General features: G+C 57.3%; 28 protein-coding genes. 8 read left to right on the top strand and 20 right to left on the bottom strand.

Annotated features, from left to right (window positions below; genetic code table 11):
* Nucleotides 1–244: hypothetical protein (locus GVJ63_RS22420; protein WP_235038369.1), on the top strand; the 244-nt coding region annotated here is incomplete at its 5' end.
* 12 nt (nucleotides 245–256) lie between these two features.
* On the opposite strand, the gene ppnP is transcribed toward GVJ63_RS22420, so the two are convergent.
* The 7 genes from ppnP to aroL all read right to left on the bottom strand — a co-directional run bounded on the left by ppnP (nucleotide 257) and on the right by aroL (nucleotide 6,045).
* Nucleotides 257–547: a pyrimidine/purine nucleoside phosphorylase gene (ppnP, locus tag GVJ63_RS20655; protein ID WP_009091800.1), complete on the bottom strand. Its 291-nt coding sequence runs from the start codon at nucleotides 545–547 to the stop codon at nucleotides 257–259.
* 95 nt (nucleotides 548–642) lie between these two features.
* Entirely contained in the window at nucleotides 643–1,320 is a 678-nt protein-coding gene (locus GVJ63_RS20660; protein WP_010671178.1) for an AroM family protein, read from the bottom strand.
* Between the two features lies 1 nt (nucleotide 1,321).
* Entirely contained in the window at nucleotides 1,322–2,254 is a 933-nt protein-coding gene (locus GVJ63_RS20665) for a DUF1177 domain-containing protein (RefSeq protein ID WP_010671177.1), read from the bottom strand.
* Nucleotides 2,255–2,265: 11 nt separating this feature from the next.
* On the bottom strand, nucleotides 2,266–3,825 hold the full coding sequence (locus GVJ63_RS20670; protein WP_010671176.1) for an OPT/YSL family transporter: 1,560 nt from the start codon (nucleotides 3,823–3,825) through the stop codon (nucleotides 2,266–2,268).
* A gap of 288 nt (nucleotides 3,826–4,113) precedes the next feature.
* Nucleotides 4,114–4,866, bottom strand: coding sequence for an IclR family transcriptional regulator (locus GVJ63_RS20675; protein ID WP_010255274.1), 753 nt, complete (start codon nucleotides 4,864–4,866; stop codon nucleotides 4,114–4,116).
* A 351-nt stretch (nucleotides 4,867–5,217) separates the two neighbouring features.
* Entirely contained in the window at nucleotides 5,218–5,409 is a 192-nt protein-coding gene (locus GVJ63_RS20680; protein WP_010255272.1) for a YaiA family protein, read from the bottom strand.
* Between the two features lie 111 nt (nucleotides 5,410–5,520).
* The gene (aroL, locus tag GVJ63_RS20685) at nucleotides 5,521–6,045 is read right to left on the bottom strand and encodes a shikimate kinase AroL (RefSeq protein WP_010255270.1); all 525 of its coding nucleotides are present in this window, start codon (nucleotides 6,043–6,045) and stop codon (nucleotides 5,521–5,523) included.
* Nucleotides 6,046–6,360: 315 nt separating this feature from the next.
* Between aroL and GVJ63_RS20690 the strand changes: the two genes are divergently transcribed.
* Nucleotides 6,361–7,077, top strand: a complete 717-nt coding sequence (locus tag GVJ63_RS20690) for a DUF2076 domain-containing protein (protein ID WP_010255269.1) — start codon at nucleotides 6,361–6,363, stop codon at nucleotides 7,075–7,077.
* A 2-nt stretch (nucleotides 7,078–7,079) separates the two neighbouring features.
* Here the strand turns inward: GVJ63_RS20690 and GVJ63_RS20695 are convergent, their stop codons facing one another.
* Nucleotides 7,080–7,529: a YaiI/YqxD family protein gene (locus tag GVJ63_RS20695; protein WP_010255266.1), complete on the bottom strand. Its 450-nt coding sequence runs from the start codon at nucleotides 7,527–7,529 to the stop codon at nucleotides 7,080–7,082.
* Between the two features lie 168 nt (nucleotides 7,530–7,697).
* On the opposite strand from GVJ63_RS20695, the gene proC reads away from it, so the two are divergent.
* A complete protein-coding gene (proC, locus tag GVJ63_RS20700) occupies nucleotides 7,698–8,510 on the top strand; it encodes a pyrroline-5-carboxylate reductase (RefSeq protein WP_010255263.1) in 813 nt (270 codons plus the stop codon).
* A 67-nt stretch (nucleotides 8,511–8,577) separates the two neighbouring features.
* Here the strand turns inward: proC and GVJ63_RS20705 are convergent, their stop codons facing one another.
* The 3 genes from GVJ63_RS20705 to iraP form a co-directional block, all read right to left on the bottom strand.
* Nucleotides 8,578–10,104, bottom strand: a complete 1,527-nt coding sequence (locus GVJ63_RS20705) for an FAD-dependent oxidoreductase (RefSeq protein ID WP_159227314.1) — start codon at nucleotides 10,102–10,104, stop codon at nucleotides 8,578–8,580.
* 205 nt (nucleotides 10,105–10,309) lie between these two features.
* Nucleotides 10,310–10,612, bottom strand: coding sequence for a PsiF family protein (locus GVJ63_RS20710; RefSeq protein ID WP_010255256.1), 303 nt, complete (start codon nucleotides 10,610–10,612; stop codon nucleotides 10,310–10,312).
* A gap of 115 nt (nucleotides 10,613–10,727) precedes the next feature.
* On the bottom strand, nucleotides 10,728–10,979 hold the full coding sequence (iraP, locus tag GVJ63_RS20715) for an anti-adapter protein IraP (RefSeq protein ID WP_010671173.1): 252 nt from the start codon (nucleotides 10,977–10,979) through the stop codon (nucleotides 10,728–10,730).
* 601 nt (nucleotides 10,980–11,580) lie between these two features.
* On the opposite strand from iraP, the gene GVJ63_RS20720 reads away from it, so the two are divergent.
* On the top strand, nucleotides 11,581–14,718 hold the full coding sequence (locus GVJ63_RS20720; RefSeq protein ID WP_159227315.1) for a beta-galactosidase: 3,138 nt from the start codon (nucleotides 11,581–11,583) through the stop codon (nucleotides 14,716–14,718).
* On the opposite strand, the gene GVJ63_RS20725 is transcribed toward GVJ63_RS20720, so the two are convergent.
* Nucleotides 14,600–15,874, bottom strand: coding sequence for a multidrug efflux MFS transporter (locus GVJ63_RS20725; protein WP_072171237.1), 1,275 nt, complete (start codon nucleotides 15,872–15,874; stop codon nucleotides 14,600–14,602). The two genes, GVJ63_RS20720 and GVJ63_RS20725, sit on opposite strands and share 119 nt — an antisense overlap.
* A 434-nt stretch (nucleotides 15,875–16,308) precedes the next feature.
* Here GVJ63_RS20725 and GVJ63_RS20730 point away from each other — a divergent pair, with 434 nt between their 5' ends.
* Nucleotides 16,309–16,560 carry a biofilm development regulator YmgB/AriR family protein gene (locus GVJ63_RS20730; protein WP_010255246.1) on the top strand — a complete coding sequence of 84 codons (252 nt, stop codon included), beginning with the start codon at nucleotides 16,309–16,311 and terminating at the stop codon, nucleotides 16,558–16,560.
* Between the two features lie 9 nt (nucleotides 16,561–16,569).
* On the opposite strand, the gene GVJ63_RS20735 is transcribed toward GVJ63_RS20730, so the two are convergent.
* From GVJ63_RS20735 to GVJ63_RS20745, 3 genes are all read right to left on the bottom strand, one after another.
* On the bottom strand, nucleotides 16,570–16,890 hold the full coding sequence (locus tag GVJ63_RS20735) for a hypothetical protein (protein ID WP_010255244.1): 321 nt from the start codon (nucleotides 16,888–16,890) through the stop codon (nucleotides 16,570–16,572).
* Between the two features lie 154 nt (nucleotides 16,891–17,044).
* A complete protein-coding gene (locus GVJ63_RS20740) occupies nucleotides 17,045–17,341 on the bottom strand; it encodes an I78 family peptidase inhibitor (protein WP_062758274.1) in 297 nt (98 codons plus the stop codon).
* A gap of 272 nt (nucleotides 17,342–17,613) precedes the next feature.
* Nucleotides 17,614–20,217, bottom strand: a complete 2,604-nt coding sequence (locus GVJ63_RS20745) for an EAL domain-containing protein (protein WP_159227316.1) — start codon at nucleotides 20,215–20,217, stop codon at nucleotides 17,614–17,616.
* A gap of 213 nt (nucleotides 20,218–20,430) precedes the next feature.
* On the opposite strand from GVJ63_RS20745, the gene GVJ63_RS20750 reads away from it, so the two are divergent.
* The 3 genes from GVJ63_RS20750 to GVJ63_RS20755 all read left to right on the top strand — a co-directional run bounded on the left by GVJ63_RS20750 (nucleotide 20,431) and on the right by GVJ63_RS20755 (nucleotide 21,754).
* Entirely contained in the window at nucleotides 20,431–21,081 is a 651-nt protein-coding gene (locus tag GVJ63_RS20750; RefSeq protein WP_010255238.1) for a CPBP family intramembrane glutamic endopeptidase, read from the top strand.
* Nucleotides 21,082–21,253: 172 nt separating this feature from the next.
* A complete protein-coding gene (locus GVJ63_RS22280) occupies nucleotides 21,254–21,424 on the top strand; it encodes a hypothetical protein (RefSeq protein ID WP_003850083.1) in 171 nt (56 codons plus the stop codon).
* 99 nt (nucleotides 21,425–21,523) lie between these two features.
* The gene (locus tag GVJ63_RS20755; protein ID WP_031292783.1) at nucleotides 21,524–21,754 is read left to right on the top strand and encodes a hypothetical protein; all 231 of its coding nucleotides are present in this window, start codon (nucleotides 21,524–21,526) and stop codon (nucleotides 21,752–21,754) included.
* A 115-nt stretch (nucleotides 21,755–21,869) separates the two neighbouring features.
* On the opposite strand, the gene yniD is transcribed toward GVJ63_RS20755, so the two are convergent.
* The 5 genes from yniD to lldP form a co-directional block, all read right to left on the bottom strand.
* Entirely contained in the window at nucleotides 21,870–21,977 is a 108-nt protein-coding gene (gene yniD / locus GVJ63_RS22590; protein WP_022625163.1) for a small membrane protein YniD, read from the bottom strand.
* 121 nt (nucleotides 21,978–22,098) lie between these two features.
* Nucleotides 22,099–22,527 carry an OsmC family protein gene (locus tag GVJ63_RS20760; protein ID WP_010255233.1) on the bottom strand — a complete coding sequence of 143 codons (429 nt, stop codon included), beginning with the start codon at nucleotides 22,525–22,527 and terminating at the stop codon, nucleotides 22,099–22,101.
* A 58-nt stretch (nucleotides 22,528–22,585) separates the two neighbouring features.
* Nucleotides 22,586–23,773, bottom strand: coding sequence for an FMN-dependent L-lactate dehydrogenase LldD (gene lldD / locus GVJ63_RS20765; RefSeq protein ID WP_010255232.1), 1,188 nt, complete (start codon nucleotides 23,771–23,773; stop codon nucleotides 22,586–22,588).
* Nucleotides 23,773–24,546 (bottom strand): transcriptional regulator LldR, encoded by a 774-nt coding sequence (lldR, locus tag GVJ63_RS20770; RefSeq protein ID WP_010255231.1) that lies wholly within the window; start codon nucleotides 24,544–24,546, stop codon nucleotides 23,773–23,775. The genes lldD and lldR overlap by 1 nt, the downstream gene beginning before the upstream one ends.
* Entirely contained in the window at nucleotides 24,543–26,198 is a 1,656-nt protein-coding gene (lldP, locus tag GVJ63_RS20775; protein ID WP_010255230.1) for an L-lactate permease, read from the bottom strand. The genes lldR and lldP overlap by 4 nt, the downstream gene beginning before the upstream one ends.
* Nucleotides 26,199–26,315 lie beyond the last annotated feature (117 nt).

Below are 26,315 nucleotides of genomic sequence, written 5' to 3' on the forward strand. Positions count from 1 at the left end.
CGGGCCAGAAGTCCACGCCGGGAAGCGTGGACAGTTCGGGGCCGGCCAGGGAGGGCCGATCCCCGAACGGTTCGTCGGCACGACGTCAAAGCCGAAGGTACCGCGTGAGCGGCGCGAGGACGGCCCGGCAGCAGCAGAGGCGCGCTGGCCCGCACTGCGGCTGGCTCGCCCGGAAAAAAAGCTGCCACGTTTGACCGTGGCAGCTTTTACAAATCTAATCTTAACTGACCAGCATTACCGCTAAGCGGCCATGTTTTTAATCTTTCAGGTAACGGCAGAGATAGGAACTTGGCTCGCCAACCTGCAGATGAAATTCGCTGTGACCCGGCACGTTAAACACCGAACCCGCTTCAAACCATTTCCACTCGGTTTCACCTGGCAGTAATACCTTAAGCGAGCCGCTGACCACGGTCATCTCCTCCGGCTGGCCGGTACCGAATGTGTATTCGCCTTCAGCCATTACGCCCACGCTGGCACGTCCGGTGCTCGCACTGTCAAAACCGATAGACTTAACTTTTCCGTCAAAATACTCACTAACGTTGAGCATAATAGTTCTCCAGAGCACATGTTGTGTGTCTGGCAGTGTAGAAGGGAACCCGCTGATCTGTCACGCGAAATGATGGCCGTTTGTGATCTCTTCACTCAGGGAAGCAACTCCGCCGCCAGGCGCGCCACCAGCTGATTAGAGAGCAGAACCGGTACGCCCAGCCGCTGCTGTAACCCTATCCGATGCTGCTGGTGATAACCCATACAGTCGAGCACCACCAGCGCTGCGCCCTGCGCTTTCAGACTGTTTGCAGCATCGGCGAAGGTTGCCTGATCGCCCTGATAGGGACTGGCGACCGCAAAGCAGGGCTGCGCGGGCAGTTGCTGCCACTTACCTGCCTGCTCAACAATCTGCTCCTCAACCGGCACGACAATGCCGACCCGCTGCTGCTGCACCATGGCGCAGATGAGCGGTGGAATCAGGCGATCCGGCTCTAGCAGTAGCGCACGCTGGGTGCGGAGCCTGCTGAATTCACCGGTGCAGAGCAGCAGAATGGTCGCATAGCCCGCCTGTTCCAGCGCACTGATTTTGCGCTGCAATCCCTGCTCCACTTTCGAGGCCGCCAGCCGCACCTGTTCACCACTCTGCAGCCGCGACACCAGAACCCGGTCGCCCGCTGCTGGCGCGAAGCGTGCGGCAATCTCTGCCGCGCTGAGTCCATCCAGTAAACCGGCGTGATCGGTCAGCGCATCCGGCAGATGCTGCCGCAGCAGCGGCAGAATATCGCTGCGCGGAGACTGGCCGATAGTCAGCGTTACCAGTGGTTTCGTCATCTTAGTGATTCCGGTGACGCAGATGCGCCAGGCTGCCATAGAGCGAAATCAGCCGCGCATACTCTTCGGCGTCGTAGAAGTGACAGGTTCCACGACCAAACTCCTTGGCCACCTCAATGGCAAACTTCGCCGCTGCCGCAATGTCCACTTCATGGCTGGCGCCGGTTCCGCAGCCCGGCACCACCGACTCGGCAGTGATCGCCACCCCCACCACCGGCACATCCGTGGCGGTAGAAGGTTGCAGAATGCTGTTGAGGTGATAAACCCCATTGCCGTAAGGTGTAATATCCTGCGTGGTGATGGGAAAGGTCACCGCCGGACGGCCGCTGGTCATCTCCATGATGCGCAGCAGATCCTCCGAAACCCGCAGGATGTAGCCCTCTTTCACCGTCGGCGACAGGGCAAAGCCTTTGTGGTTGATAATGCGGTTACCTTTGGTGGTGTCGATTGACAGAATCGCATCCACACCCGCCACCACTTCATTATCATTCATGGTGACATCGTCAATCGGCGAGTCCATGAAATCGACCGGCAGATGCGGCCGCGTTGGCGCATCCGGGCAGATATGGGTGGTAATGATGACGTCGCCATCGAGCCTGTCGCCTTTGCTCTGCATCTGCGCCAGTTTAAGCGCGCTGGCAACGGCCGCGATCGCGCCATCCGCATCTGACACCATGCCGATACGACCAGGACGAGCGCCGATGCCACCAAGGCGACCAATAATCCCCAGCGTCGGTGCACTGCCGCCGCCTGATTTGCCCTGCGTCCCCGGAATATCAATGCGCACAAAATCGGTGCGGCCTTTGGGACCGGAGACACGGGTAAAGCGGGCATCAACATCAGGATACGCCGCGAAGAGATCCACCACCTGCTGTCCGTCAATGTGGGCGCTATCCAGTAACTCAAAAACCGCTAGGGTCTGCTGCAAACTCATGCTTTATCCTTTTATTTCTTGCTGCTGCTGGCAAACAGCGAATGAAAGAAGCTGTAGAGGGCATCACCGGCAATAAAGCCTGCCGCCATCACCTCCATAGGCGACCGGCCCCGCTCGCCCCAGATCCGGATGATTACAATGCGTAAGGCGATCCCTACCACCACTGCCCAGCCCGCCATGGCGTTATTAATTAATAAACCGGTGGCGAGTAGCACGCCCAGCTGGCGTTTCGGCCCGCCGATCAACTGAATAATCGCACCCGGAATCGCCCACATCAGCAGATTCCCGGCGATACCTGGCTCGGCACCCGCCTGAATGGTTTTGGCATACACCCGCGCTACAGGCGGCAGCAGGTTGTCAGCAAAAAAGAAGGTATGGGCGTACCAGACCAGCGGAATCGACACAACAAAGGCGATCATAGCTGCGATGAGCTGAATACGACGTCCCCAGAGCTCCTGCTGCAGATCGGCACCGTTGCCGCGCAGGATAAAGCCCGCCTTCAGGTCATAACCCATATCGGCGAACGCCGGACCGGTGGCGGCGGTAAAGCCGCACAGCAGGCAGAGCGCCAGCGGTGGGAAGCCGATCAGAATGCCGATAATCAGCGTAATCAGCGCCACGGCAAAGGCCGGGAACCAGCCGGAGTGCATAGCGGCAATGCCGACAATCAGTTCATGGGCGAAAGCAGCAAACGCGGCATAAAGAACAAACAGCAGCAGCATCGCGATGCCCATCTCACTCCACAGGCCGCCCGCCAGCGCCAGCAGCGCCGAAATCACGATGTAACCCACGCTGCCGAAACCCAGCGCCCGCTGCACCTCATTGCCATTGCGGCTCACCACCAGCGCATCATTTTTGCGGCTGCGAATCACCATCACGACCTGAATCAGCGCTACCAGACCGGCACCGACCATCACGCCATGCGGAATATAGAGCGCATTAATATCAATACCGGCCACCGGCTGCGCATAGGCACGCAGCAGAAAACCGATGCCGAGCATCGACAGCGCCCAGATATTGCCGATAAACGCGGTGCCGAAGGCGGACATCGGGATCTTCAGCATGGCACCGACGACGCCACCCACGATGCCCAGCACCAGCAGCCACGCCTGGCGTCCGCCTTTATCACCCGCTTTGATCGCTTCTGCTGCCGCAACGCCCGGTGGCCAGGCATTACTGGCCGGAAAGACGCGGGTATCAAACAGCCGATAGAGCAGCCAGGCATCCAACAGCATCGCGGCGCTGACGCCACAGAACAGCGGCAGGACCAGTTGCGGTTCACCCAGCGCCCAGGGCACGGCAATCGGCATCAACAGACTGTTCGCCGCCCCAAAGGTGGCTGAAGAGATGGCGGTCTGCGCCAGGTTCTGGATTTCAATTGAACGATAACGGCGAAATGCCTGCAGCGGAATACGCGCCAGCAGCATGGCAAACAGCGCGCCGATAATAGAGGTGTTAGGCGTTACGCCAATGGTGGTAATCAGCTGAATGCCAATAATGGCACCCGCGATGGAGAGAAGAATTAAAACCAGTGCCACGCCAACGTGCTTAATCGGATTTACCCGTTCCATATGTCCCCGCCAGTCCTTGTCCAGAAGAAATGAAATAACGTCTACCCGCCTGCTGGCCGGTTTACGCCGGTTATCAGTTTCACTGCTCTGATGCGCACAGAGATTGCAACAGCCACTACAGATGGTCGTCCCTCCGCATGCTGAACCGATACAGGAGGCAATGAGAGACGGACACAGGCAACCGGAGTGCTGCGTAAAGCGTGGCGATCAGATTTAAAGAAAAAGGCCCGAAGGCCTTTGTTTTCCCTGGTGTGGCGAAAGTACTACGCCGATAAAAACGGTGTGAAGTTACGCGCCATATTTTTCGGTCATCTCAGTGGCCGTTGCGCGTAATGCTTCAAGGAGCTCTGACGGGAAACCCGGTTCAGACTCCATAGACGGAAACGACAGGCAGAGTGCCACCGTTTCGCCATGATGTTTGTTATGAACAATAACTGACAGCGAACTGATGCCTGGCAGCGATTCATTTCGGGCCAGTGACCAGCCCTGCTGGCGGATCTCAGCCAGTCTGGCACAGAGTGCCTCAGGACTTTGCGGCGAGTTCGCTGATGCGACCTGCCATTGATCATGGAAGCGCGCCAGCACCTCTTCATCACTTAACTGCGCTAACAGCGCCCGGCCGGTCGAGGTCGCGGCAGCCGGCATCCGACTGCCCGGTGGCGTGACCATCTGCGTAAAGTGACGCCCATGAAACATACGCATCACTAATACTTCCCGCCCGTCGAGCTTCGACACGTAACCCATGCAGCCGGTCTTCGCAGCCAGCCTGACCATCGCCGCTGAAACGCTGTCAACCAGCGGTGCCGAAAGATAATGTCCGGCGGCAGCCAGCAATACGCGACCAATGTGATAACCGCGCGTATCCGCATTCCGCTCCAGCAGCCCCTGACTTTCCATGGTGGCCAGCAGACGCGAAACGGTGCTTTTTGGCAGGTTTAACGCCTCAACCACCTCACTGAATGAGAGACCAACATGCCCCTGCGTCACACCTTTGTGCTGAAACAATCGAAGTACGGCGGCAGCATTTTCAAGTGTGGTCATGTTACGTGTTCCACTATATGGAACTAAGTTCCTCTGTTGGTTTGATGAAAATAAAGCGTGGCGCTGAATCGGTCAAGCGACAATTTGACTCACACAGAGATCGGCAGCAGAGAAAATAAGGGGATAAAAATGATTAGCGGGGCTTTATCTGGTGAGACAAGGAGAGTGCAGAACAGAAGCATACGCAGAGAGCATTCGACAGTAAATCTGCGTCAATTTCGCTTCTTAAATAACCTGATCGACTTCAGGGGGGGAGAAAAAAAGAGGCGTCGTTCAGGCACAGCGTCAGGCGGGTCAGTAATAAGCAGTTATCCGGTGTAACAGGCTGGCGTCCCTGCCAGCAGTGAAGCTTTACTCTTTTTCAACGTCTTCGTAGCGCGCTTTAGCGTCACGCGCTTCTTCTTCCGTTTCGTGCTCACTGATTAATGAATTCGGTTTGGGATGATCAGCACGCAATTCGTAAGAGGTTACTTTATTACCTTCAGTGCCCTTTTCAACTGGCACAACTTTCGCTTCACGTGGATACGGTGGTCTGGTCGGCATACTGTGTCCCTCTTGTCTGAATAACATTCCACAGGACAGGCCGCTGCCTGTCATAGGATAAGTATAGACAATGCCGTCTGAAGCGGGATCAAAGCGGGAAAAATCTGAGGGTTAGCTGGCGCGCGCCAGAGAGAGTGACAGCAAAATTTCCTCTACCACGCACTCGGGCGATTGCATCGCATTCACCTGATGATGGGCCGCAGCCTGATAGAGATGCGCACGTTCACGCAGCACATCACTCATCTCATCAGCAATCGGACGGCCGGTTAAGGTCGGACGCTGGGCCGCTTCAGGTTCACTTTCCAGCCGCTCTGCCAGCACCTCGGGGGACGCGCTAAGCCAGATCACCTGGCCCTGCTCCTGCATAAAACGACAGTTCTCTTCAGCCAGAATCATGCCGCCGCCGGTGGCAATGACGGTTCCGGGTGCCGTCACCGCTTTAAGCGATTCCGTTTCACGGGCGCGGAAACCTTCCCAGCCTTCCTCCGCCACAATCTCCGTCACGCTCCGCTGCGTGCTGAGTTGCAGATGGTGATCGGTATCCGTAAAGGCGTAGCCCAGCGCCCGCGACAACGCCTCGCCGACCGTGGTTTTGCCGCAACCGCGAGCGCCAATCAAAAAGATGGGTAGTGACATCAGGGCCGTTCCTCCGCCTGACCGCGCGATGCGGCTGCATGGTGAGCTTATTAATGCGACGCATAATAACTGGAAATTATTATGGCCTCTACCTGTCAGGCACGATTTACGCATTTTCGTCCCCTGAACAGCGACAATCTTTGTGTTTTCAAGGGGAAATGCATGCACGTTTTGTGCATCAGGGCCGTAACAGAGCGATAAAAACTCCGCAAAAGAGCGGCTAAAATGCGTCGGCAATATTTGCTTACTGCCCCGATTTTACTTTTCACGCTGGCGCCCACATATACTGGTAACAATCGCCACAGGAGAGTCATCATGCAACGCGAAGAACAACAACTGATCGAAGGGCTGTTCAGCCGTCTGAAACAGGCTGAAAGCCAGACCGTGGCACGCGATGCCGCTGCCGAACAACTGATTAACCAGCATCTGCAGGTGCAGCCGGGCGCGCCTTACTACATGGCACAGGCGATCCTGATTCAGGAAGCGGCGCTGAAAAAACTCAATGAGAAAGTATCGGCGCTGGAAAGCCAGCTGGCCCAGCAACAGCAGCAGCAACCTGCACAGAGCAGCGGCGGCTTTCTGTCCGGGCTGTTTGGCAGCGGTTCGCGTCAGCAGCCGCCTGTGCAGCAGCAACAGCAATCGTCACCGTGGAACAGTGCGCCACAGCAACCGGCTCAGCCGCAATATGCGCCTGCACAAGCGCCTGCACCACGCGGCACCGGTTTCCTCGGCGGCGCACTGCAGACAGCTGTGGGTGTGGCGGGCGGTGTGGTGATGGCCGATATGCTGACCAGCATGTTCCACCATTCACAGCCGGAAGAGATTGTGAACATCATCAATGAGCCACCCCTGCCCGATGTGAATGACAATCTCAACACCTTCAACGGTGGCGATGACAATGCCGATACCTTTAACGGCGGTAACGACAACGCCTTCCTCGACCAGAATACGGGCTGGGACAGTAATTATGCCGACAACAGCGATCTCAATGATTTTGGCGGCAACGATTACGACGACGACAGCTTCGTTTAACTTCAGCGTTTCTGCTGGGTGAGCCAGCTATCCAGCTCATTTGCAAACTGCTGGCGGTCACGCGGACTCATCGCCGCGGGGCCGCCGGTCTGCACCCCACTTGACCGCAGGGTATCCATAAAATCCCGCATCGTCAGGCGTTCACGTATCGTCGCCGGTGAGTAACGCTCGCCGCGCGGATTCAGCGCCGCCGCACCCTTCTCAATCACCTCTGCTGCCAGCGGGATATCGGCGGTGATCACCAGATCGCCTGGCTGACAACGTCTGACGATCTCATTGTCCGCCACATCAAATCCGGCAGGCACCTGCAGGGTGCGCAGATACGGTGAGGGCGGCACACGCAGAAACTGGTTCGCCACAAAAGTGATGGTAGTTGCGGTGCGGTCGGCTGCGCGGTAGAGCACCTCTTTGATTACATTCGGACAGGCATCGGCATCGACCCAGATAAACATCATGATTCCTTACAGTCAGAGAAGAGTAAGATCTTGCCGGGTTCCCCTTAAATGGCAAATTTTATTTGCGGCGTGCTTTCCAGCCTGCGCCCGGCTGACTTGTTATTCAGGCTGGCTGAAGTAAGCTAGCTCACTGAGAAAAACGAATAATGTCCTAAGGAGATGGCGATGCTGGCAAAGAAAATCGGGTTTATCGGCGGGGGAAATATGGCGAAAGCCATTATCGGCGGACTGGTCAACAGCGGCAAAATCGCCCCGTCTGATATCTTCGTTTACGATCGCAAAGCAGAGACCAACCAGGCGATGGCAGAGCAGTATGGTATCAACGCAGCGGAGAGCGCTGAAGCGCTGGCGCGTGAAGTGGACATCCTGTTCGGCGCGGTCAAACCCAATGTCATTCTGAAAGTCTTAAAAGAGCTGACAGGCAGCCTGAAAAAAGAGGCGCTGGTGGTATCGATTGCGGCTGGGGTGACGCTCGATTCGCTCTCATCAGTGCTGGGTTACGATCGTAAAATTGTCCGTGCGATGCCGAATACTCCCTCGCTGGTCAGCGAAGGCATGACCTCGGTCACGCCCAACGTGCTGGTTGAGCAGGCGGAAATCGACGAGGTGATAGCGATTTTTGAGAGCTTCGGCAAAGCGGCCGTGGTGGATGAATATCTGATTCACTCCGTGGTCGGCGTCAGCGGTTCTGCGCCGGCCTACGTGTTTATGTTTATCGAAGCGATGGCCGATGCGGCCGTACTGGGCGGCATGCCACGCGCTCAGGCCTATCAGTTTGCTGCACAGGCGGTGAAAGGGGCGGCGCAGATGGTGCTGACCACCGGAAAACATCCGGCTGAACTCAAAGATATGGTCTGCTCTCCGGGCGGCACCACCATCGAAGCGGTGAAAGTGCTGGAAGAGAAAGGCATGCGCTCGGCGGTGATGGAAGCGATGCTGCAGTGCATGGCGAAGTCAGAGAAACTGAGCCGCAGCTAACCGCTCAACAAAGGATGTGCAAGGCGGCCCCGCACGCTGGCCCGCCTTGCCTCCAGCTTAACAGATATTAACGGATCTGTTCCTGACAGAGCGCCACCGCGTCGGCAAACGTCATCGGCTGCTGCATCCGCTCCACCAGCTCAGCGGTCAGCGTATACACGCCGCATGAGCAGATTGCCGCCAGCCTCCCCTGCTGGCCATAAAACGCCATAAACTTTTTATCCTCCAGCGAGCCGAGCAGCTGGAATGAATCCCATTCTTTGGCATGGCCCAGATACTCATAACGGGTGCCATACTGCGTAGTCCAGAAGAACGGCACACGATCAAACGCGACGGTCTGGTCCAGCATATTCCATGCGGCGGTTTGTCCCTGCTGATGCGCGACGCGATAGTGCTCAATGCGCAGCGGCCCCTGTGCCGACGGATACGTGGCGATATCTCCCGCCACCCAGATATTGTCAGCGACCCGTAACTGCTCATCCGCCTGCAGGCTGCCATCCTCTGCCAGCGGGAGATCGTGGATAAAGTCGGTAGCCGGTTCGACCCCGGTGGCAAACAGCACCACCGTCGCGTCCAGCAACCGTCCGCCCTTGAGCTGCACGCCACTCACCTGCTGGTCGCCCTGCAGTGCTTCGATCTCGCCCTGCACCCACTTCACGCCGTTCTGCTCATGCAGCTGATAGAAATAGCGGCCAATCTGATCGCCAAACTGTTTAGCAAAGGGCAACGCCTGGCGGGCGATTACCGTCACGTCAATGTCACGATTACGCAGCGCCGACGCCAGTTCGGTGCCGATAAAACTGTTGCCGATAATCACGATCTTATGACTGGCATCCACCGCCTGAAGCAGCTCATCGGTCTGCGCTTTGCTGCGCAGCAGATGGACCCCATCAAGATCGCTGCCCGGCAAATCGGGGCGGACTGGCGACGCGCCGCTGGCGATCAGCAGTTTGTCGAAGGCGAGCGTCTCGCCATCCTCAAAGATCAGCCGTTGCTGCTGAGCATCCAGGCGACTCACGGTAGCCTGAAGTCGTTCAACGTGATCCATCACATCCGCTTTCAGCAGCTGCGGCACCTCGCTGATATCCATTTTGCCCGACGGCACAAATTTGGTCAGCGCGGTGCGGTCGTAAGGCGCATCCGCTTCCCGCTCAACCAGAATCACGCGGCCTTTGAAGCCTTCATGGCGCAGACGCCACAGCGCTGCGCTGCCCGCCGCTCCACCACCCAGCACCACATAGACCGGTGCGGCTGCTCCACTGCCAATCGGCGCCGCGGGCGACATCGCTTTAGGATTCACCAGCACCCGACCCTCTTCAATGCGCAGCGGATACTGTTTGAGATCGGCTAACGCCAGCGGTTCACACATTTTTCCACTGGCCAGATTAAACGCGGCTTTGTGCCACGGACAGACCAGCCGATCGCCGCAAATCGCGCCCTGCTCCAGCGGCGCGCCTGCGTGCGGGCATTTCGCCTGATAAGCACGTACATTGTCGCCTTCGCGGATCAGCAACACTTCCACCTCGCCGAGCGTTTTTTTAACCGGCTGGCGCTGGGGCAGATCGTTCAGGTCGACGGTAAATTGATAGTTCACGACATGGCTCCTTTAACGGTTCTTGTCTTGTGCTGCGCGGCAAAACAGAGTGCTGCGCAAATCCCCACAAACAGTAAGTGTGGCAAAAGAACCGGGAAGCCTGGCGATGAATGCTTATCAGAAGTTTAACATGCTGTTATAGAAGGGAATTTAATCAGCATTGCGCGGAAAGGAGAAGCGGCCACCTGCGTGACCGTGGGGATAATCAGCTTTTTTTCAGGCACTGGCTCATAAAGGTTTTACGCGCATCGCCCGCCAGTTTTTTATCACCAGCTTCGCCGTTACAGCTTTTCATTTTCATCTGCTGCGGTGACATCTGCGACAGCTTGCTGTCCTTTTTCAGGCATTCACTCATAAAGGTTTTGCGCGCATCCCCTTTAAGATCCTGTGATTTAGCATGCTGGTTACACATCGTCATCTTCTCCTGCTGCGGGGTCTTTTCCGCCGCACCGGCCAGTCCACTGACCAGCAGGCCCGCCATCATCATCGCCATTAAACCGACTTTCATCTTGGTATCTCCACAGTGGATTGTCCTTTGTTATTCTGGCAGCGAATAAGCAAAGCGGAAAATGTTTCAGGTCAAAGTGATGTGAAGATCCCATTCCAGTCTGGCACTGGGATTGTTACTGACGAGGATGGCGGAGTAACTTTTCGATGTAATTGCGCAGCAGTTGCGCATTTTCATCTTCGGCATCGGCCACATTGTCTATTGCGGTCTCAATACTGGTGGTTATAGCCAGATGTTGTTGCGGCTCCAGCTTGCGAACCAGCGCGGTAACAACAATCTCCAGCGCTTCGATTTGCGCCATCTGCTCTTTGGCTGTCGCCTCTTTTTCAGCCAGCTTTACCAGCAATTCAGCAATCAGGTTTTTCATGCTGTTATCTCAGCGGTGGAGAAAAGCTGAAATTATCACCACGCTGGTTAAAAAAACAGAGGGTAACCGCTACTTTTTTCAGTGAGTTAGCCCGCATTCCTCACCGTCTGCTCAGACGATTCCGGCTAACCTTGCGAGCGAAACGTTTTCCCTGCAATCAACGCTATGGTCAAACGTTTCGCCCGCCCGAAATCGGTCTTTCGCTTAGCGAGGATCGACAAATCCGCGGCCTGGTCCGCCGCCGTGTCCGCCCCAGCCACCGCCACCGCCGCCTGGAGGCGGGAAAATACATCCGCTTAATGCAGTAACCAATGCCACAACGGCAGCCAGCTTAAAGATTCGTACCATATCTACCTCAGGGTGATGAAATCGGGCTGAGTGTATGGAGCCACCTGCATGGCGACAAGTGAGATTCTTCCGCATCCGGCGACTATTCATCTTTGCTGACCAGACTTAACGATTTACCACCATTAAGGCGGCACAATCTCAACATCCCGGCTGGATTACAGCACAAATTATTTGTGCAAATCGGGAGGGTGAACACTTTACAGGCGGCGTAATTTTGCGCATTGTGAGCGCATTACATTTACAGGATATAAACATGACTCTCTCTCAGGCTGCTTTTAGTGACATCCTCTCCCGGCGCGACTGGGAAAATCCGGTCGTGACCTCGCTGCATCGGCTGGATGCGCACCCGCCATTCGCCAGCTGGCGAGATGTAGCAGCCGCGCGGGATGACAGCCCCTCGGCGTCACTTCAGAGCCTCAACGGAGAGTGGGGTTTCCGTTATTTTACGCAGCCTGAAGCGGTTCCGGCCAGCTGGTTACTGCAGGATCTGCCGGACACTACGACCCTTCCGGTTCCGGCCAACTGGCAGATGCACGGCTTCGATGCGCCCATTTATACCAACGTGCAGTATCCGATTCCGGTTACTCCTCCACTGGTCCCCGCAGAGAATCCAACCGGATGTTACTCGCTCACATTCAGCGCTGACGCAGCCTGGCTGCATAATGGGCAGACACGCATCATTTTTGACGGCGTAAACTCGGCCTTTCACCTGTGGTGCAACGGACACTGGATTGGCTACTCTCAGGACAGTCGTCTGCCCGCTGAATTCGACCTGACGCCTTATCTGCGGCCGGGCAAAAACCGGCTGGCAGTAATGGTGCTGCGCTGGAGCGACGGCAGTTATCTGGAAGATCAGGATATGTGGCGAATGAGCGGCATTTTCCGCGACGTCACGTTAATGCATAAACCGCAGGTGCATCTGGCCGATGTTCAGCTGGAAACCCGGCTCAGCCCGGAGTTTTACCGTGCCGAATTGCGTGCCCGGGTTCGTGTTGCTCTGCCAGCTGACGTCAGCTCGCGCTATCAGCTGCGCCTGACACTGTGGCAGGGTGAACAGCAGATTGCTCAGTGTCAGCAGCCGCTGGGCAGTGCCATTATTGACGAGCGGGGTCACTATCCCGAACGCGCCCTGCTCAGCCTGCCGGTGGAACAGCCTGCGCTGTGGAGTGCCGAAACACCCCATCTCTATCGCGCCACGCTGGCGCTGCTGGATGAGAATCAACAGCTGATCGAGGTGGAAGCCTATGATGTCGGCTTCCGTCAGGTCACCATCGATAACGGCCTGCTCTGCCTGAACGGCAAACCGCTGCTGATCCGTGGCACCAACCGTCATGAACATCATCCGGAGCGCGGTCAGGTGGTGGATGAGGCGACGATGCGCCGCGACATTGAGCTGATGAAGCAGCACAATTTTAATGCGGTGCGCTGTTCACACTATCCTAATCATCCGCTCTGGTACCGGTTGTGCGATCAGTATGGGCTTTATGTGGTGGATGAGGCCAATATCGAAACCCACGGCATGCAGCCGATGAACCGGCTCTCCGATGATCCCCGCTGGTTCGCTGCCTATAGCGAACGCGTGACGCGCATGGTGCAGCGCGATCGTAATCACTGCAGCATTATTATCTGGTCGCTGGGCAATGAGTCAGGACATGGTGCCACGCACGATGCGCTCTACCGCTGGGTAAAAAGCAGCGATCCAACGCGTCCGGTTCAGTATGAAGGCGGCGGTGCGGATACCGCTGCTACCGATATCATCTGCCCGATGTATGCCAGGGTTGATGAAGATCAGCCCTTCCCGGCGGTGCCGAAATGGTCGCTGAAAAAGTGGATCGGTCTGCCGGGTGAGACGCGTCCGCTCATCCTGTGTGAGTACGCGCATGCCATGGGCAACAGCCTTGGCGGTTTTGCTAAGTACTGGCAGGCCTTCCGCCAGTTTCCGCGTCTGCAGGGCGGCTTCGTCTGGGACTGGGTTGATCAGAGCCTGACCCGCTATGACGATCAGGGCGAACCCTGGCAGGCCTACGGCGGCGATTTTGGCGATAAACCCAACGATCGACAGTTCTGTATGAACGGGCTGGTATTTGCCGATCGCACGCCGCATCCGGCGCTTTATGAGGCGCAGTGCGCCCAGCAGTTCTGGCAGTTTGACGTCGATCCCGGCGATCCGCTGAGCTTTACGGTCAGCAGCGACTATTTGTTCCGCCACAGTGACAACGAAGTGCTGCGCTGGCGCATCGAACAGGCGGGTCGTGTAGTAACGGAAGGAGAAGTGCCGCTGGATATCGTTCCACAGGGCCAGCAGCGGATCACGCTGCCGTCACCGCCAGCATTACAGGGCGAATGCTGGCTGAACGTCGCGGTTCATCAGATTCAACCGACCCAATGGAGCGAAGCTGGCTGGCGTGTCGCCTGGCACCAATGGGCGCTGCCATCATCGCTGGCGCTGCCATCAAAGCCGGAGAGCGGCCACGCACCGGGCCTGCACGATGATACCCGTGAGATTGTCATCACCCATCAGCAGCAACGCTGGCATTTTTCACGCCACAGCGGCGAACTGACGCAGTGGTTTGTGGATGAACAGCCCACACTGCTTTCACCGCTTCAGGACTGCTTTATTCGCGCCCCGCTGGACAATGACATCGGCACCAGCGAAGCGGAACGGGTTGATCCCAATGCCTGGGTCGAGCGCTGGAAAGCAGCGGGTTATGACCAGATGAGCAGCCAGCTGGTGTCGATGACGGCGAATGCGTTGCCACAGGCGGTGCAGATTGAGACGCTGCACAGCTGGCTCGCCCATGGCCAGATCGCCTTTATCAGCCGTAAACGTTATCTGATCAATGCGCAGGGTGAGTTGCAGTTGCAGCTTTCCGTTGAGCAGTCGCGTGGATTGCCGCCGCCCGCGCGCATCGGATTACGCTGTGAGCTGACGCAGATACCACAACAGGTGAGCTGGCTCGGCCTGGGTCCGCATGAAAACTATCCCGATCGCCAGCTGGCCGCGCAGTTTTCCCGCTGGGAGCTGCCGCTGGATCAGCTCTCAACGCCTTATGTTTTCCCGGGTGAGAACGGTCTGCGCTGCGGCACCCGTCAGCTCGACAGCGGCAGCTGGCAGGTCAGCGGCGATTTCGCTTTCTCACTGAGCCGTTTTAGCCTGGAGCAGTTGCGGGAGGCATCACACCGCCACCATCTGCGTCCGGAAGCGGGCTGCTGGCTGCATCTGGATGCCTGCCACATGGGTGTCGGCGGCGATGACTCCTGGAGCCCCAGCGTCAGTCCTGAGTTTTTACTGACTCAGCAGCGCTGGCAGGCTGAACTGACGATTTGCCAGCCGACGCGGGCAGATCTGTCTTCGGACGCCGGTAAAAGCGCTTCAGAAACAGCACGTTAATCAGCACGACCACGGCGGTGGCAAAAAAGACCCAGCGGAAACCGGCCACCGCCGACACCGCGGCGCCCAGCAGCGGACCCGCGACATTGCCGAGATACATAAAGGACTGGTTATAGCCGAAGATCCGGCCGGTGATGTTGTCACGCGAGTGACGCACCAGCAGCGTCTGCACCGCGGGCATCATCGCGCCATCGGCAAAGCCCAGCAGAAAACGTAATACCCCCAGCTGTGTCGTGCTGGTGACAAACGACATGGCGATAAACAGCAGCAGCGAGATGACCATCGTTGCCAGCAGGATACGCTGCGTACCGATGCGATCGCCGAGTCGTCCCAGACGAGGCGCGGCCAGCAGTGCAGAGACGCCAGGCAGCGCGGCAATGACCCCGCTAAGAAAAGCGATATTCTCAGCGGTGGGTGCCAGTTCCCGCACAAAGAGCGTCAGGATCGGGTTCACCGATCCGTTGCACATCTGGATCACCATGGTGGTGAAAAAGAGGCAGAGCATCAGTTTTGGATTATCCAGCGAGCGGAAAACCTCGCGTCCGCTGAGCTTCTCCTTTTTACTCACCGGGGTGTAACCGGTCTCCTTGATCAGGAACAGCGTCACCAGAAAGCTTACCATCAGCAGCGCTGCGGTGACAATAAACACCGTACGCAAACCGACCCAGTCTGCCAGCAGCCCGCCCAGCATCGGTCCCAGAATCACCCCGCCAATCTGACCGGTTGAGACACAGCTCAGCGCCCAGCCGCTGCGTTCACGCGGCACCTGAGCGGCCACCAGCGCCATGGCGTTGGGAATATATCCGGAGGTCAGCCCCATCAGGGCACGCAGCAGCAACAACTGCCAGGCTTCGGTGACAAAAGCCTGTAGCAGAATTACCACGCCCATGCCAAAAGCGGCGCGCAGCAGCATCAGCTTACGGCCTTTGCGATCGGCAAGACTGCCCCACAGCGGGGCTACGGCCGCCGAAACCACAAAGGTGATACTGAAGGTAAGACCCGACCAGAGGCTCAGTGATTCGCCACCGGTTACGCCAAGCTGCTCAAGGTAGAGCGGCAGAAACGGGATGATCTGACTGATGGCCAGGCCGGTAAAAAAGCAGCCAAACCAGACCGAGATCAGGTTTATCTTCCAGGGTTCTATAGTGCGTGGCATGAGCAGATATTTTAAAGAGAGGGAATGTTCAGTCTAACGCGGCTATTCTCAGCGTGACCGACAAAACATGGCACAAATGGCAAAAGACCGGTTTCCTCTTTGATTCAGCGCAATCACCGGCGCAAATTTTCCAGCCCACCGGGTTTTTAGCGCGAAGCACGCGGGCGATGGTCTGGCCAGACCCGATCTCCCTCAATCCGGCCCGTCAATATAGAAAAATATGTCATTCTGTTACTGACAACTCTTCACCCCGCTTCTATGTTTAAAAAACCGCCAGCCGCGGCGGTATAGCAATCTTTTTAATCGGCGCGACATCCTCCGCAAAAAACGGTGCAGACCGTCCGGCTACGCTGAGGCGAACCAGCTTATTTCATGGTTAAACGCCCTTATGCTCAGGTGTAAGGGAGGGGGTCTTGTTTTAGCGGAGGTGGGTAATGAGAGTACAACCTGACAGCGCCAGCCGTGCTATCAGCGACTATTTTAACAGCCCGGACTGGCGGATACCGCCTGAGTCCGATCTGCTGGCGGTGATTCTGCGTGAAATAATGGAAGCGGGAGAACCCGCCACCAATAAAGCCCTTATTGCGCGGGTTATCGATAAACTGGAAGTGGAAGGCGACGAGACGCAGTTGCAGCGTTATCGCACCCTGCTGGCGCAGTTAATCGACACGCAGCCGGAGGCGTAAACCCACCACCTACTTCACCCAGCGCAATTTATCCGCTTCGCTGATACTGGCCCGTCCGCTGCTGCGCTGAAACAGGCACAGCTCCCGTCCACGCTTATTTTTCATCTGCGGCTGGGGATAGCGTCCTTCCAGCAACAGTGCGCTGTAGCCCGTGTTGTCGTCATACTCGATCGCCTCGCCCAGCACCTTTACTTTGCTCAGATGACTGGCGTTAATGCAGGCCTGCACCATCACCTGACGGCTCTTTTGCCAGGCCTCTTCACTGGAAGCCTGCGCCAGTGTGCTGCTGAGTAACAATGCGGGCAGAAGTGCCCCGATTATGCGTTTCATCTTCTCTGCTCCTGTTACGGCCCGAAGCCGCTAAAAAAATTCCCGCCGGGCGGGAATAAACAAGACGAGCACTATCTATTGTGTGACGAGGAAGTTTCTTAAACGCGCTGCTATCCTCGCCTGCCGTTATGACAAACCTATGACATCTTTGCCGTTAACCACAATAAACTGAGCTGATATTGCCATTTTTGTCAGCCAGGAAGTTCAGCCGATTAAGGTTGAAGTCCATGGTGACGGCAGAATTATAGGGAATGGCGCGGACCTTCTGTTCGAAGTGCTGACCCTGCAGCGCGGTTAACGGTTTACCGACATAATTCTGAAACTGAGAGGCACCACAGCGGTCAGCTTCCGGATCCTGCGCCACACTGGCGGTATCGGGCTTAGAGGCAGATTGACAGGCGGTTAATGCAAACAGCCCCATTACCAGCAGCCCTTTTCCATAAAATTTCACGTTTATTCTCCTGTTGGACGTGTAAAACCCTGCCCCAAGAGTAGCAAAGCGCACCTGCTGACCTGAACCCCTAAAAAGTAAAGTTGTTACAGCAGCATTAAACGGGTCGCAGCACAGGTCATCTTTTAAGATTAATCGCACTCATTGCCTAAAAAAAGCACAGCGGACCACTACAATATTAAGAATAGTCTTAGCCCTGTGGAGGTCATGATGGAACTGATTATTTTTGTCGTCTGCGCAATGCTGATGACCGCCGTGGCGGTTAAAGTCCGTTAAACGGGTTCAGCCTGGTTCTGCGCGGTTCTTTCCAGAAGCGTACTGAATGCAGCCAGCGGCATCGGTCGACCGAGGAAGTAGCCTTGCCCCTCTTCGCACGAGAGCTGTTTTAGCTGGTTCAGTTGCGCTTCTGTCTCAATCCCCTCAGCCGTAATTGTCAGGGCAAAGGCGCGTGCCAGCGCAATAATCCCCGCGACCACCGATTGTGCCTGCTGCGACTCCGGGAAATCTTTCATCCAGGAGCGATCGATCTTCAGCCCATTAAACGGGAAGGTCTTCAGGTAGCCCAGGGCCGCATAGCCGGTGCCGAAATCATCAACGGTTAACCTTACCCCGAGTGACCGTAAACCCTGCATCACCTCCAGCGCATGCTGCGGATGTTCAAAGGTCACGTTCTCCGTGATCTCCAGCTCCAGCCGCGTAGCCGGCAGGCCACTTTTCGCCAGCACATCCGCAACCCGCTGCACTAAATCGCTGGTGCGGAACTCCATGGGCGAAATATTAACCGAAACATAGCGATCGCCCCCCCATCCCAGCGCATCCTCACACGCGCGCATCAACACCCAGTCGCTGATGGTGGCGATGAGACCGCTCTCTTCCGCCAGCGGAATAAAGTGATCGGGGGTAATCCACTCATCCGGCGCAATCTGCCAGCGAATCAGCGCCTCAGCACCTGCCAGCTGACCCGTCAGCAGTTGATAGCGGGGCTGGTAGTGCAGGCGAAATTCATTGTTCTTCAGCGCTTTCTCAATCCGCCGCGCCATTTCACGCTTATCCTCACGCTGACTGGCCATCTCATTGGCATACCAGACCCACTGATTGCGTCCCGCTTCGCGCGCTTCATTCAGCGCGATATCAGCCATTTGCAGCAGCGCTTCCGGATGGCTGGCATCCTGCGGTACACAGGCAATCCCCATGCTGACGGTGAGATAGTGGACATGCTGGCCGGTGCTGATGGGCTGCTGAACCTCGTGCACCAGCTGTGCGCAACGCTGATCGACCCGCTCACGGTTCGTTTCACGCAATACCAGCACAAACTCATCGCCACTCAGCCGCGCCACCAGCTCCTGCGGGCCGATACAGCGCTTCAGACGCTGCGCTATCTGGCTCAGCACCTCATCGCCCGCCGCATGGCCCCAGGTTTCATTAATCGGCCTGAACTGATCGAGATCGAGGGTAATCAGCGTCAGCGGCGCAGCGCCATCAGGCAGCTCAAGGTGGAGCGTCAGAAACTCCTGCAGCTGTACGCGGTTCGACAGGCCGGTTAAGACGTCGTGACGCGACAAAAAATGAATGCGCGCCTCGGCTTCCATGCTCTGAGTGATGTCCGATACCGTGCCGCGAAACCCGATACGTCGCGCCTCATGCCAGATTGTTTTCGCGACCAGCTGGCCGATACGGCGGTTGCCGTGCGCCGACATAAACTGACAGCGCAGTGGCATCTGTTGCCCCTCCTCCTCCTGACGCTGCAGCCAGGCGACCAGCGAATGGCTGGGATGCGTCAGGAGGTGATCGATGTGACGGCCCAGCCAGTGTGTAATATCGTGGCCGGTCACGGTTTGAAAGCGCGCTGACAGGTAGATGAGGCGACCCTCTTCGTCCGTTTCCCAGATCCAGTCTGACGCTGCCTCAGCGAGATCGCGAAACCGCGCTTCGCTGTTGGCCAGCTCCTGCTGACTGATCGCCAGCAGGGCAAAGCGCCGGTCAGAGAGAATCGCATTAGAGAGCGCATGGCGGCTGACGCGATGGGTGATTATGCCAATGATGATCGCCATGAGCATCAGCAGTGGCAACAGAAACCAGACCAGGCCCATGCCAGGCATCTTTGGCGTCCAGCGCAGCACAATCAGATCGCCACCGGGTAATGGTTGCACCATCCGCGGTTCACGCAGGGCATCCCCTGCACTGACGGGCAGGCGCAGTTCGCGCACATCCAGCGTGGCGCCCAGCGCCTGTAATTTGGCAGGGGTGAACTGATTCACAAACACCATGACTGACGCCGGCCCCGCTATCGGCGGCATATTCGTCAGTTTGCCGCTGCCGATGGGGGCGGCAACCACAATGGCGGGCAGATGATTAATCAGCGCATCACGGGTTATCGCCGCGTCGTTGCGCTGACGTGCCGCCGCAATCAGCGCTGGAGCCTCTTTTCCCAGCCAGGCTTCCAGCGGCGTATCCACCAGTTGCCCATTAATGACGCTGTACGTGGTGTGACCGTTGCCGTCGACCACGAACACCCCCTCATAGTGATACTCTTCGTAGAGGCCCGGACCAAAGTTCTCTTCGTCATAAGCCCAGACTTTGTTGACCCTGACATGGAGATTGCGCCAGGCTTCGCCCCAGAATGCATAGTCCCGGATATCCGTGACCATCGCCTCCTGACGATTTTTCCACGCCTGCTGCATCAGCAACTGGTCATGCTCAACCGATACGCTGTTTTGCCGCTGCGCAATTGTCAGCACCATCAGCATCGAGAGCACCAGCACGCCAAACAGCAGCAGCGAAAGCGTGCGCAGGCTGCGCCGCGTAAAGCGGACAGTGCGGTCTTCAGCGGCATGACTGAATGGAGGCGAGGGTGGCGCCGGAGGGTTAGAAGTCATTAAGAGTGCTCACTACACAGTCAGAGTTTGAGATGACGGGCCTGCAATACAACATGCAGTGCTGACCAGATTAGTTTCCTCAGTTATCGGCTCACGCGCGCGGGTGTTTAGTCTGCGGTAAACATTTTGCGCTTAAATATTGTGTTACAGGCTGACTCGACAGCGATCTGGTGCATTGCTACTATGCGCTAACCTTCGCTGGCAGAGTCGCCTATGAATACCAATTCCGACAGAGTGACACTGACGCTGTTCTACGTCGGCAGCTTTGTGGTCTATTACCTGGTTACCATGCTGATCACGCTGTTCCCTAATTACAGCGTGCTGCGTAATGACGGCCTGCTGGTGCCGGTGCTCTGCCTGTTTGAATTTGCTGTTATCTATCCGCTTTACCGCTTTTACTGCCAGCGCCGCACCGACCTGCCGCTGGGTGAACTCTGCACGCTGCAAACTCTGCTGTTTACTGGCGCGCTATTTGTTCTGATGGCCGCACAGATGCAGTTCATGCAGCCGGAAGGATGGCTGGTGATGCAGGCCCAACAGGGACGCAATTCGCTGCTGATTCTGCTGCTCACCGCCGTGCTGCTCGCTCCGGTGTTTGAAGAGGTGCTGTTCCGCGGTTTTCTGTTGCAGGGCTTTCTGCTGTGGGCGCCACGGAGCCGCTTTGCCTGTATGCTGCTGACCTCACTGCTGTTTGCGGTGATGCATACGCAGTATGTGCACTGGCAGACCCTTATCGCCCTGACGCTGTTTTCGCTACTGCTCTGTTACGCCCGGCTGCGGAGTAACAGTCTGGCGCTGCCCATCTTCCTGCACACGCTGAATAACCTGATTGCGCTGCTGCCCGCCTGGTATTTCGCAGGCTAGCGCCAGGCCCGCCCCTTCTGACACACCTTACAGGCCGCCGCATCACACCCTGGCTGGCGGACCATAGCTCACACTGACAATGCCGCCCCGGCACGTTTGTCTATACTGGATGTTAAAAAGGGATAAAAAGCACCACAGTCCGGACCACCAGACCGTGTAAAGGAGAGGATCTATGTTGATAGGATTTGTGTTGTTAGTGAGCGCATGCGGCTACGATGCCTGCGAGGCGCTGCCGGTATCAGAGCGCATCTATCCGACGAAGGTCGACTGTGAAACGATGGCGAACCGCATTCATAAAGTCAGACCGAATGTGGTACTGCTGTGCGGTGAAGTACATCGCTAATTCAGGGCCAGGTTCAATAAAGCAGGGCTGTAACGTTGCAAGCTGACGCTTTAGCGTACAAAATATAAGCTGTTGTTAACCATTATCGTTGTGAATCCCATGAAAACATCACGCCCCCGTCGTCCTGGTGGACGCTGGGTTTACTATCTTTTGTATGATGGCATTCTGTGGCCCTGCCCCGTCCGTTGGGAGTGGGAGAGCAGCTATGGCGGCTGGCTGCCATTTTACTACACGCCAACCTTTGAGTTTGTGGTAGGCGATCCGCGCAAGGCTTATCGCATTGCGCGCAGCGATGTGCGGTCTAAAAGGCGCGAGGATGCCTTTGTCTGAGCGCGTTTATCGCCACGGCAGCCATGAGGCAGTAAGCAGATAGTGAACCGCTTCCAGCACAATAATCACCATTAATAATATGCCCAGCGTGTGGCGGCCAATCCCCTTCATCTGTTCAGGCCCAGATCATGGCAGCCCAGCGAATCAGCAGCAGCGCGCCACAGATGCACAACAGAACCAGCACCATCTTCCAGTACTTTTTGGCTGCCCGGTATCTCGTCACCTCAGTTTCCTCTGGTCAGAAAGCGAAGATGCGCCAGAAGGCGCATCTGTTCCGGTCAGCAACAGGACCGGTGAGGCATAGCATAACGCCCGGGCCGCCAAAAGGCGACCCGTTACCGGCATCAGTTGTTCAGGGTGTAATCCAGCGTAATTTCCGCGTTCAGTACCTGAGAAACCGGGCAGCCCGCTTTGGCTTTATTGATGATCTCGTCGAAGGTCGACTCATCAATGCCTGGCAGAGAGATGGTGCTGGTCAGTGCCACTTTGGTGATGGCAAAGCCATCGCCTTTTTTGTCCAGCGACACGTCGGCCGTGGTGTCAATGCTTTCCGGCGGATGACCTGCGTTGCCCAGCATCAGCGACAGCGCCATAGAGAAACAGGCTGCATGCGCTGCACCAATCAGTTCTTCCGGGTTGGTGCCTTTGGCGCCTTCAAAACGGGTGTTAAAGCCATAAGGCTGCTGGCTCAGCACGCCGCTCTCGGTGCTGACGGTGCCTTTGCCTTTGATATCGCCTTCCCAATGCGCCGAACCTTTCTTATGAATTGTCATGTCGTTCCTCCTGTTGGTAAAGAAGCTAAGTATAGACAATACATTCATTTTCGCAGGCTCAACTCACCGCGCGGGGACGTGGCGATGTGCTCTGCGGTGCCAGTAACGCTTCCGCCTGCACCAGCGAATCGCGGGTAATTTCACCGATCGACTTCGCGCCGGTCAGGGTCATGGCAACGCGCATCTCTTTTTCAATCAGCGTCAGCAGGTTTTCTACGCCGCGCTGACCGTGGGTTGCCAGCGCATAGATAAATGCCCGTCCCAGCAGCACGCTGTCTGCGCCCAGCGCAATCATCCGCACCACATCCAGCCCGTTGCGAATGCCACTGTCCGCCAGAATGGCGATGTCACCTTTTACCGCATCGGCAATGGCCGGTAGCGCACGCGCCGAGGAGAGCACGCCATCCAGCTGGCGTCCGCCGTGATTAGAGACCACGATGCCATCGGCGCCAAAGCGCACCGCATCACGCGCATCTTCCGGATCGAGAATGCCCTTGATCACCATCGGTCCATCCCAGAACTCGCGGATCCACTCCAGATCGCGCCACGAGATAGAGGGATCGAAATTATTCGCCAGCCAGCCGATGTAATCTTCCAGCCCGGTAGGCTTGCCCAGATACGTGGAGATATTCCCCAGATCGTGAGGACGCCCCTGCAGACCCACATCCAGCGCCCACTGTGGATGGGTGACCGCCTGCCAGTAACGACGCAGCGCCGCGTGATTGCCGCTCATACCGGAGTGCGCATCGCGATAGCGCGCGCCCGGCGTGGGCATATCCACGGTAAACACCAGCGTAGAGCAACCGGCGGCTTTGGCGCGCTCCAGCGCATTGCGCATAAAGCCGCGGTCACGCAGCACATAGAGCTGGAACCACATGGGACGCTTAATCTGCGGGGCCACCTCTTCGATCGGGCAGACCGAGACGGTCGACAGGGTAAACGGAATGCCTTTCAGGTCTGCCGCGCGCGCCGCCTGTACTTCACCCCGGCGGGCATACATGCCGCACAGGCCGACCGGTGCCAGCGCAACCGGCATCGACAGGGTTTCATTGAACAGTTTGGTTTCAAGACTCAGTTCCGACATATTTTTCAGAATTCGCTGGCGCAGCGCCACATCCGAGAGATCCTCTACGTTGCGACGCAGGGTGTGCTCGGCATAGGCACCGCCATCAAGATAGTGAAACAGGAACGGCGGCAGGATACGTTGCGCGGCCGCGCGATAGTCACTGGCAGCGGAGATAATCATCAGTCAGATTCCTTTGGGTTGCGTGTGTCGTTATCCGGTAAGCGGGTGATGCGCGCCTGACGCGCTTCATCTTCATGCAGGCTTTTCATGGTGGTGTGCACAAATCCCAGATGCTGCATCGCCGCCTGGCGCGCAGCGTCGGCATCGCCCGTGAGGATCGCATCGAGCAGCGCCTGATGCTGTTCAGTCAGGCGGGCGAAAATCGCGGGCTGGGTATACATGCGCTGACGGCTCTGCATCACCGACGATTGCAGCAGCTCAAAAAAACCACGCATGGTCTGCAGCAGCACCACGTTGTGCGACGCCTCGGCAATCGCCAGATGGAAGCGCACATCCGCCTGGGCGGCGAGATCGGGATCGTCACTCTCTTTCAGCTTCAGGGTGGCGTCGAAAGCGTACTGCAGCTTCTCTTTGTCGGCGTCGGTGGCGCGCAGTGCGGCATGCCAGGCGGTGCTGGCCTCGATGGCATGGCGCGCTTCCAGAATGTCGTAGCGGTAGTCGGGATCGTCGCGCAGTAGCTGGCGAATCGGCTCGACGATGCGCTGTTCCGACCAGGGCGCCAGCTGCTGACGGATCCAGGTGCCGCCGCCGCGTCGGCTAATCAGCATGCCGTTGCTGATCAACTGTTGTATGGCTTCACGCAGCGAGGAGCGCGAGACGCCAAGCTCCGCAGAGAGCTGCCGCTCGGCGGGCAGGCGCATGCCCGGCTCGAGCTGATGTTCGGTGATATAGGCCCGCAGGCGCGTCACCAGCGGATCGGCATTGCTGCTCATGGGATCATCCAGGGGAAGACGTAGGCCTGAAGCGTGGTTATCACACCGACCATACAGGTGAAAATCAGGCTGTGTTTAACGGTAAACCGGAACAGGTCGGACTCTTTACCCACCAGCCCGACCGCCGCACAGGCGATAGCGATCGACTGCGGCGAGATCATCTTACCGGTCACGCCACCGGTGGTGTTGGCCGCCACCAGCAGAATATCGGAGACGCCAATCTGCTGCGCGGTCGTGGCCTGTAAAGCAGCAAACAGCGCATTCGATGAGGTGTCTGATCCGGTCAGGAAGACGCCCAGCCAGCCCAGGAACGGTGAGAAGAAGGTAAAAGCGTGGCCGGTGTGCGCCAGCGCCAGTGCCAGCGTCGCAGACAGCCCGGAGTAATTCGAGATAAAGGCAAAGGCCAGTACCATCCCGATAGAGTAGATCGGCAGCGCCAGCTCTTTCAGCGTTTCACCAAAAGTCTGCAATGCCGCCTTTGGCTTCATGCGCAGGAAAATCATCGCCATGATCGCTGCAATTAAAATGGCGGTGCCGGTGGCGGACACCAGATCCAGCTTAAAGATGGCCGGATAAGGGGTTGCAGTGCCGACCACGGGCGGCATCCGCGCCACCAGTTCATTCAGCATCGGCACCGGCATAGCCAGCACCCACTCATAGAGCGCACCGCCTTTGGCGAACAGCGCTTTAAACGGCGGGATACTCCAGAGCGTGACGGTGGCGGTGAGAAACAGGAACGGCATCCAGGCGCGGATCACCTGCCCCAGCCGATACTTCTGCGGTGGCAGCAACGGATCGCCCTGTTTCGCCTCTGCATCCGCAAAGCGGAAGATGCGAACCGGCTTCCAGACCCGCAGGAACAGCGTCAGCGAAATCAGCGAGGCGAGCGACGAGATAATATCGGGCAGCTCCGGACCCAGGAAGTTGGAGCTGAGGAACTGGGCAATGGCAAACGATCCCCCTGCCACTACCACCGCCGGCCAGGTCTCTTTCACTCCGCGCCAGCCATCCATGATCGCCATAATCCAGAACAGCACAATCAGGGTCAGCAGCGGCAGCTGGCGTCCGGCCATCTGGCCGATGGCAAAACTGTCCAGCCCGGTCACCTGCCCCGCCACAATAATCGGGATGCCCATCGCGCCAAAGGCCACCGGCGCGGTATTTACAATCAGGCAGAGACCGGCGGCGTAGAGCGGATTAAAGCCGAGTCCCACCAGCAGCGCGGCGGTAATCGCCACCGGCGCACCAAAGCCCGCAGCCCCTTCCAGAAACGCTCCGAACGAGAAGCCGACAATCAGCATCTGCAGACGCTGATCGGGAGTAATCGACAGGATAGAGGCGCGGATAATGTCGAACTGGCCGGTTTTGACCGAAATTTTGTAGACGAACACCGCGGCGACAATAATCCAGGCAATCGGCCACAAGCCATAGAGAAAGCCATACACCACGGCGGCCAGCGCCTGTGCAACCGGCATCTGATAGAGAAACAGCGCCACCAGCAGCGCCAGCACCACGGTGGTGGTGGCCGCCAGGTAGCCTTTCATCTTCAGCTTAATCAGCGCAAAGAAGAAAAAGAGAATCGGGATCAGTGCGATCAGGCTTGAAAGCCAGATATTACCCAGCGGATCGTAGTTTTGTTGCCAGATCTGCATGCCAGTATCTCCAGAGGAAAAGGTGACGTGGCACGCAGCCGCAGCGCTGGTGCCATCTGCCCCGGATTGGTCAGACCAAACCGCTCTGTCGGGGCTTATGGCAACAGATAGTTAACG

It is taken from the genome of Pantoea sp. 18059 (genome assembly GCF_902706165.1).
GTDB classification, from domain to species: Bacteria; Pseudomonadota; Gammaproteobacteria; order Enterobacterales; family Enterobacteriaceae; genus Pantoea; species Pantoea agglomerans.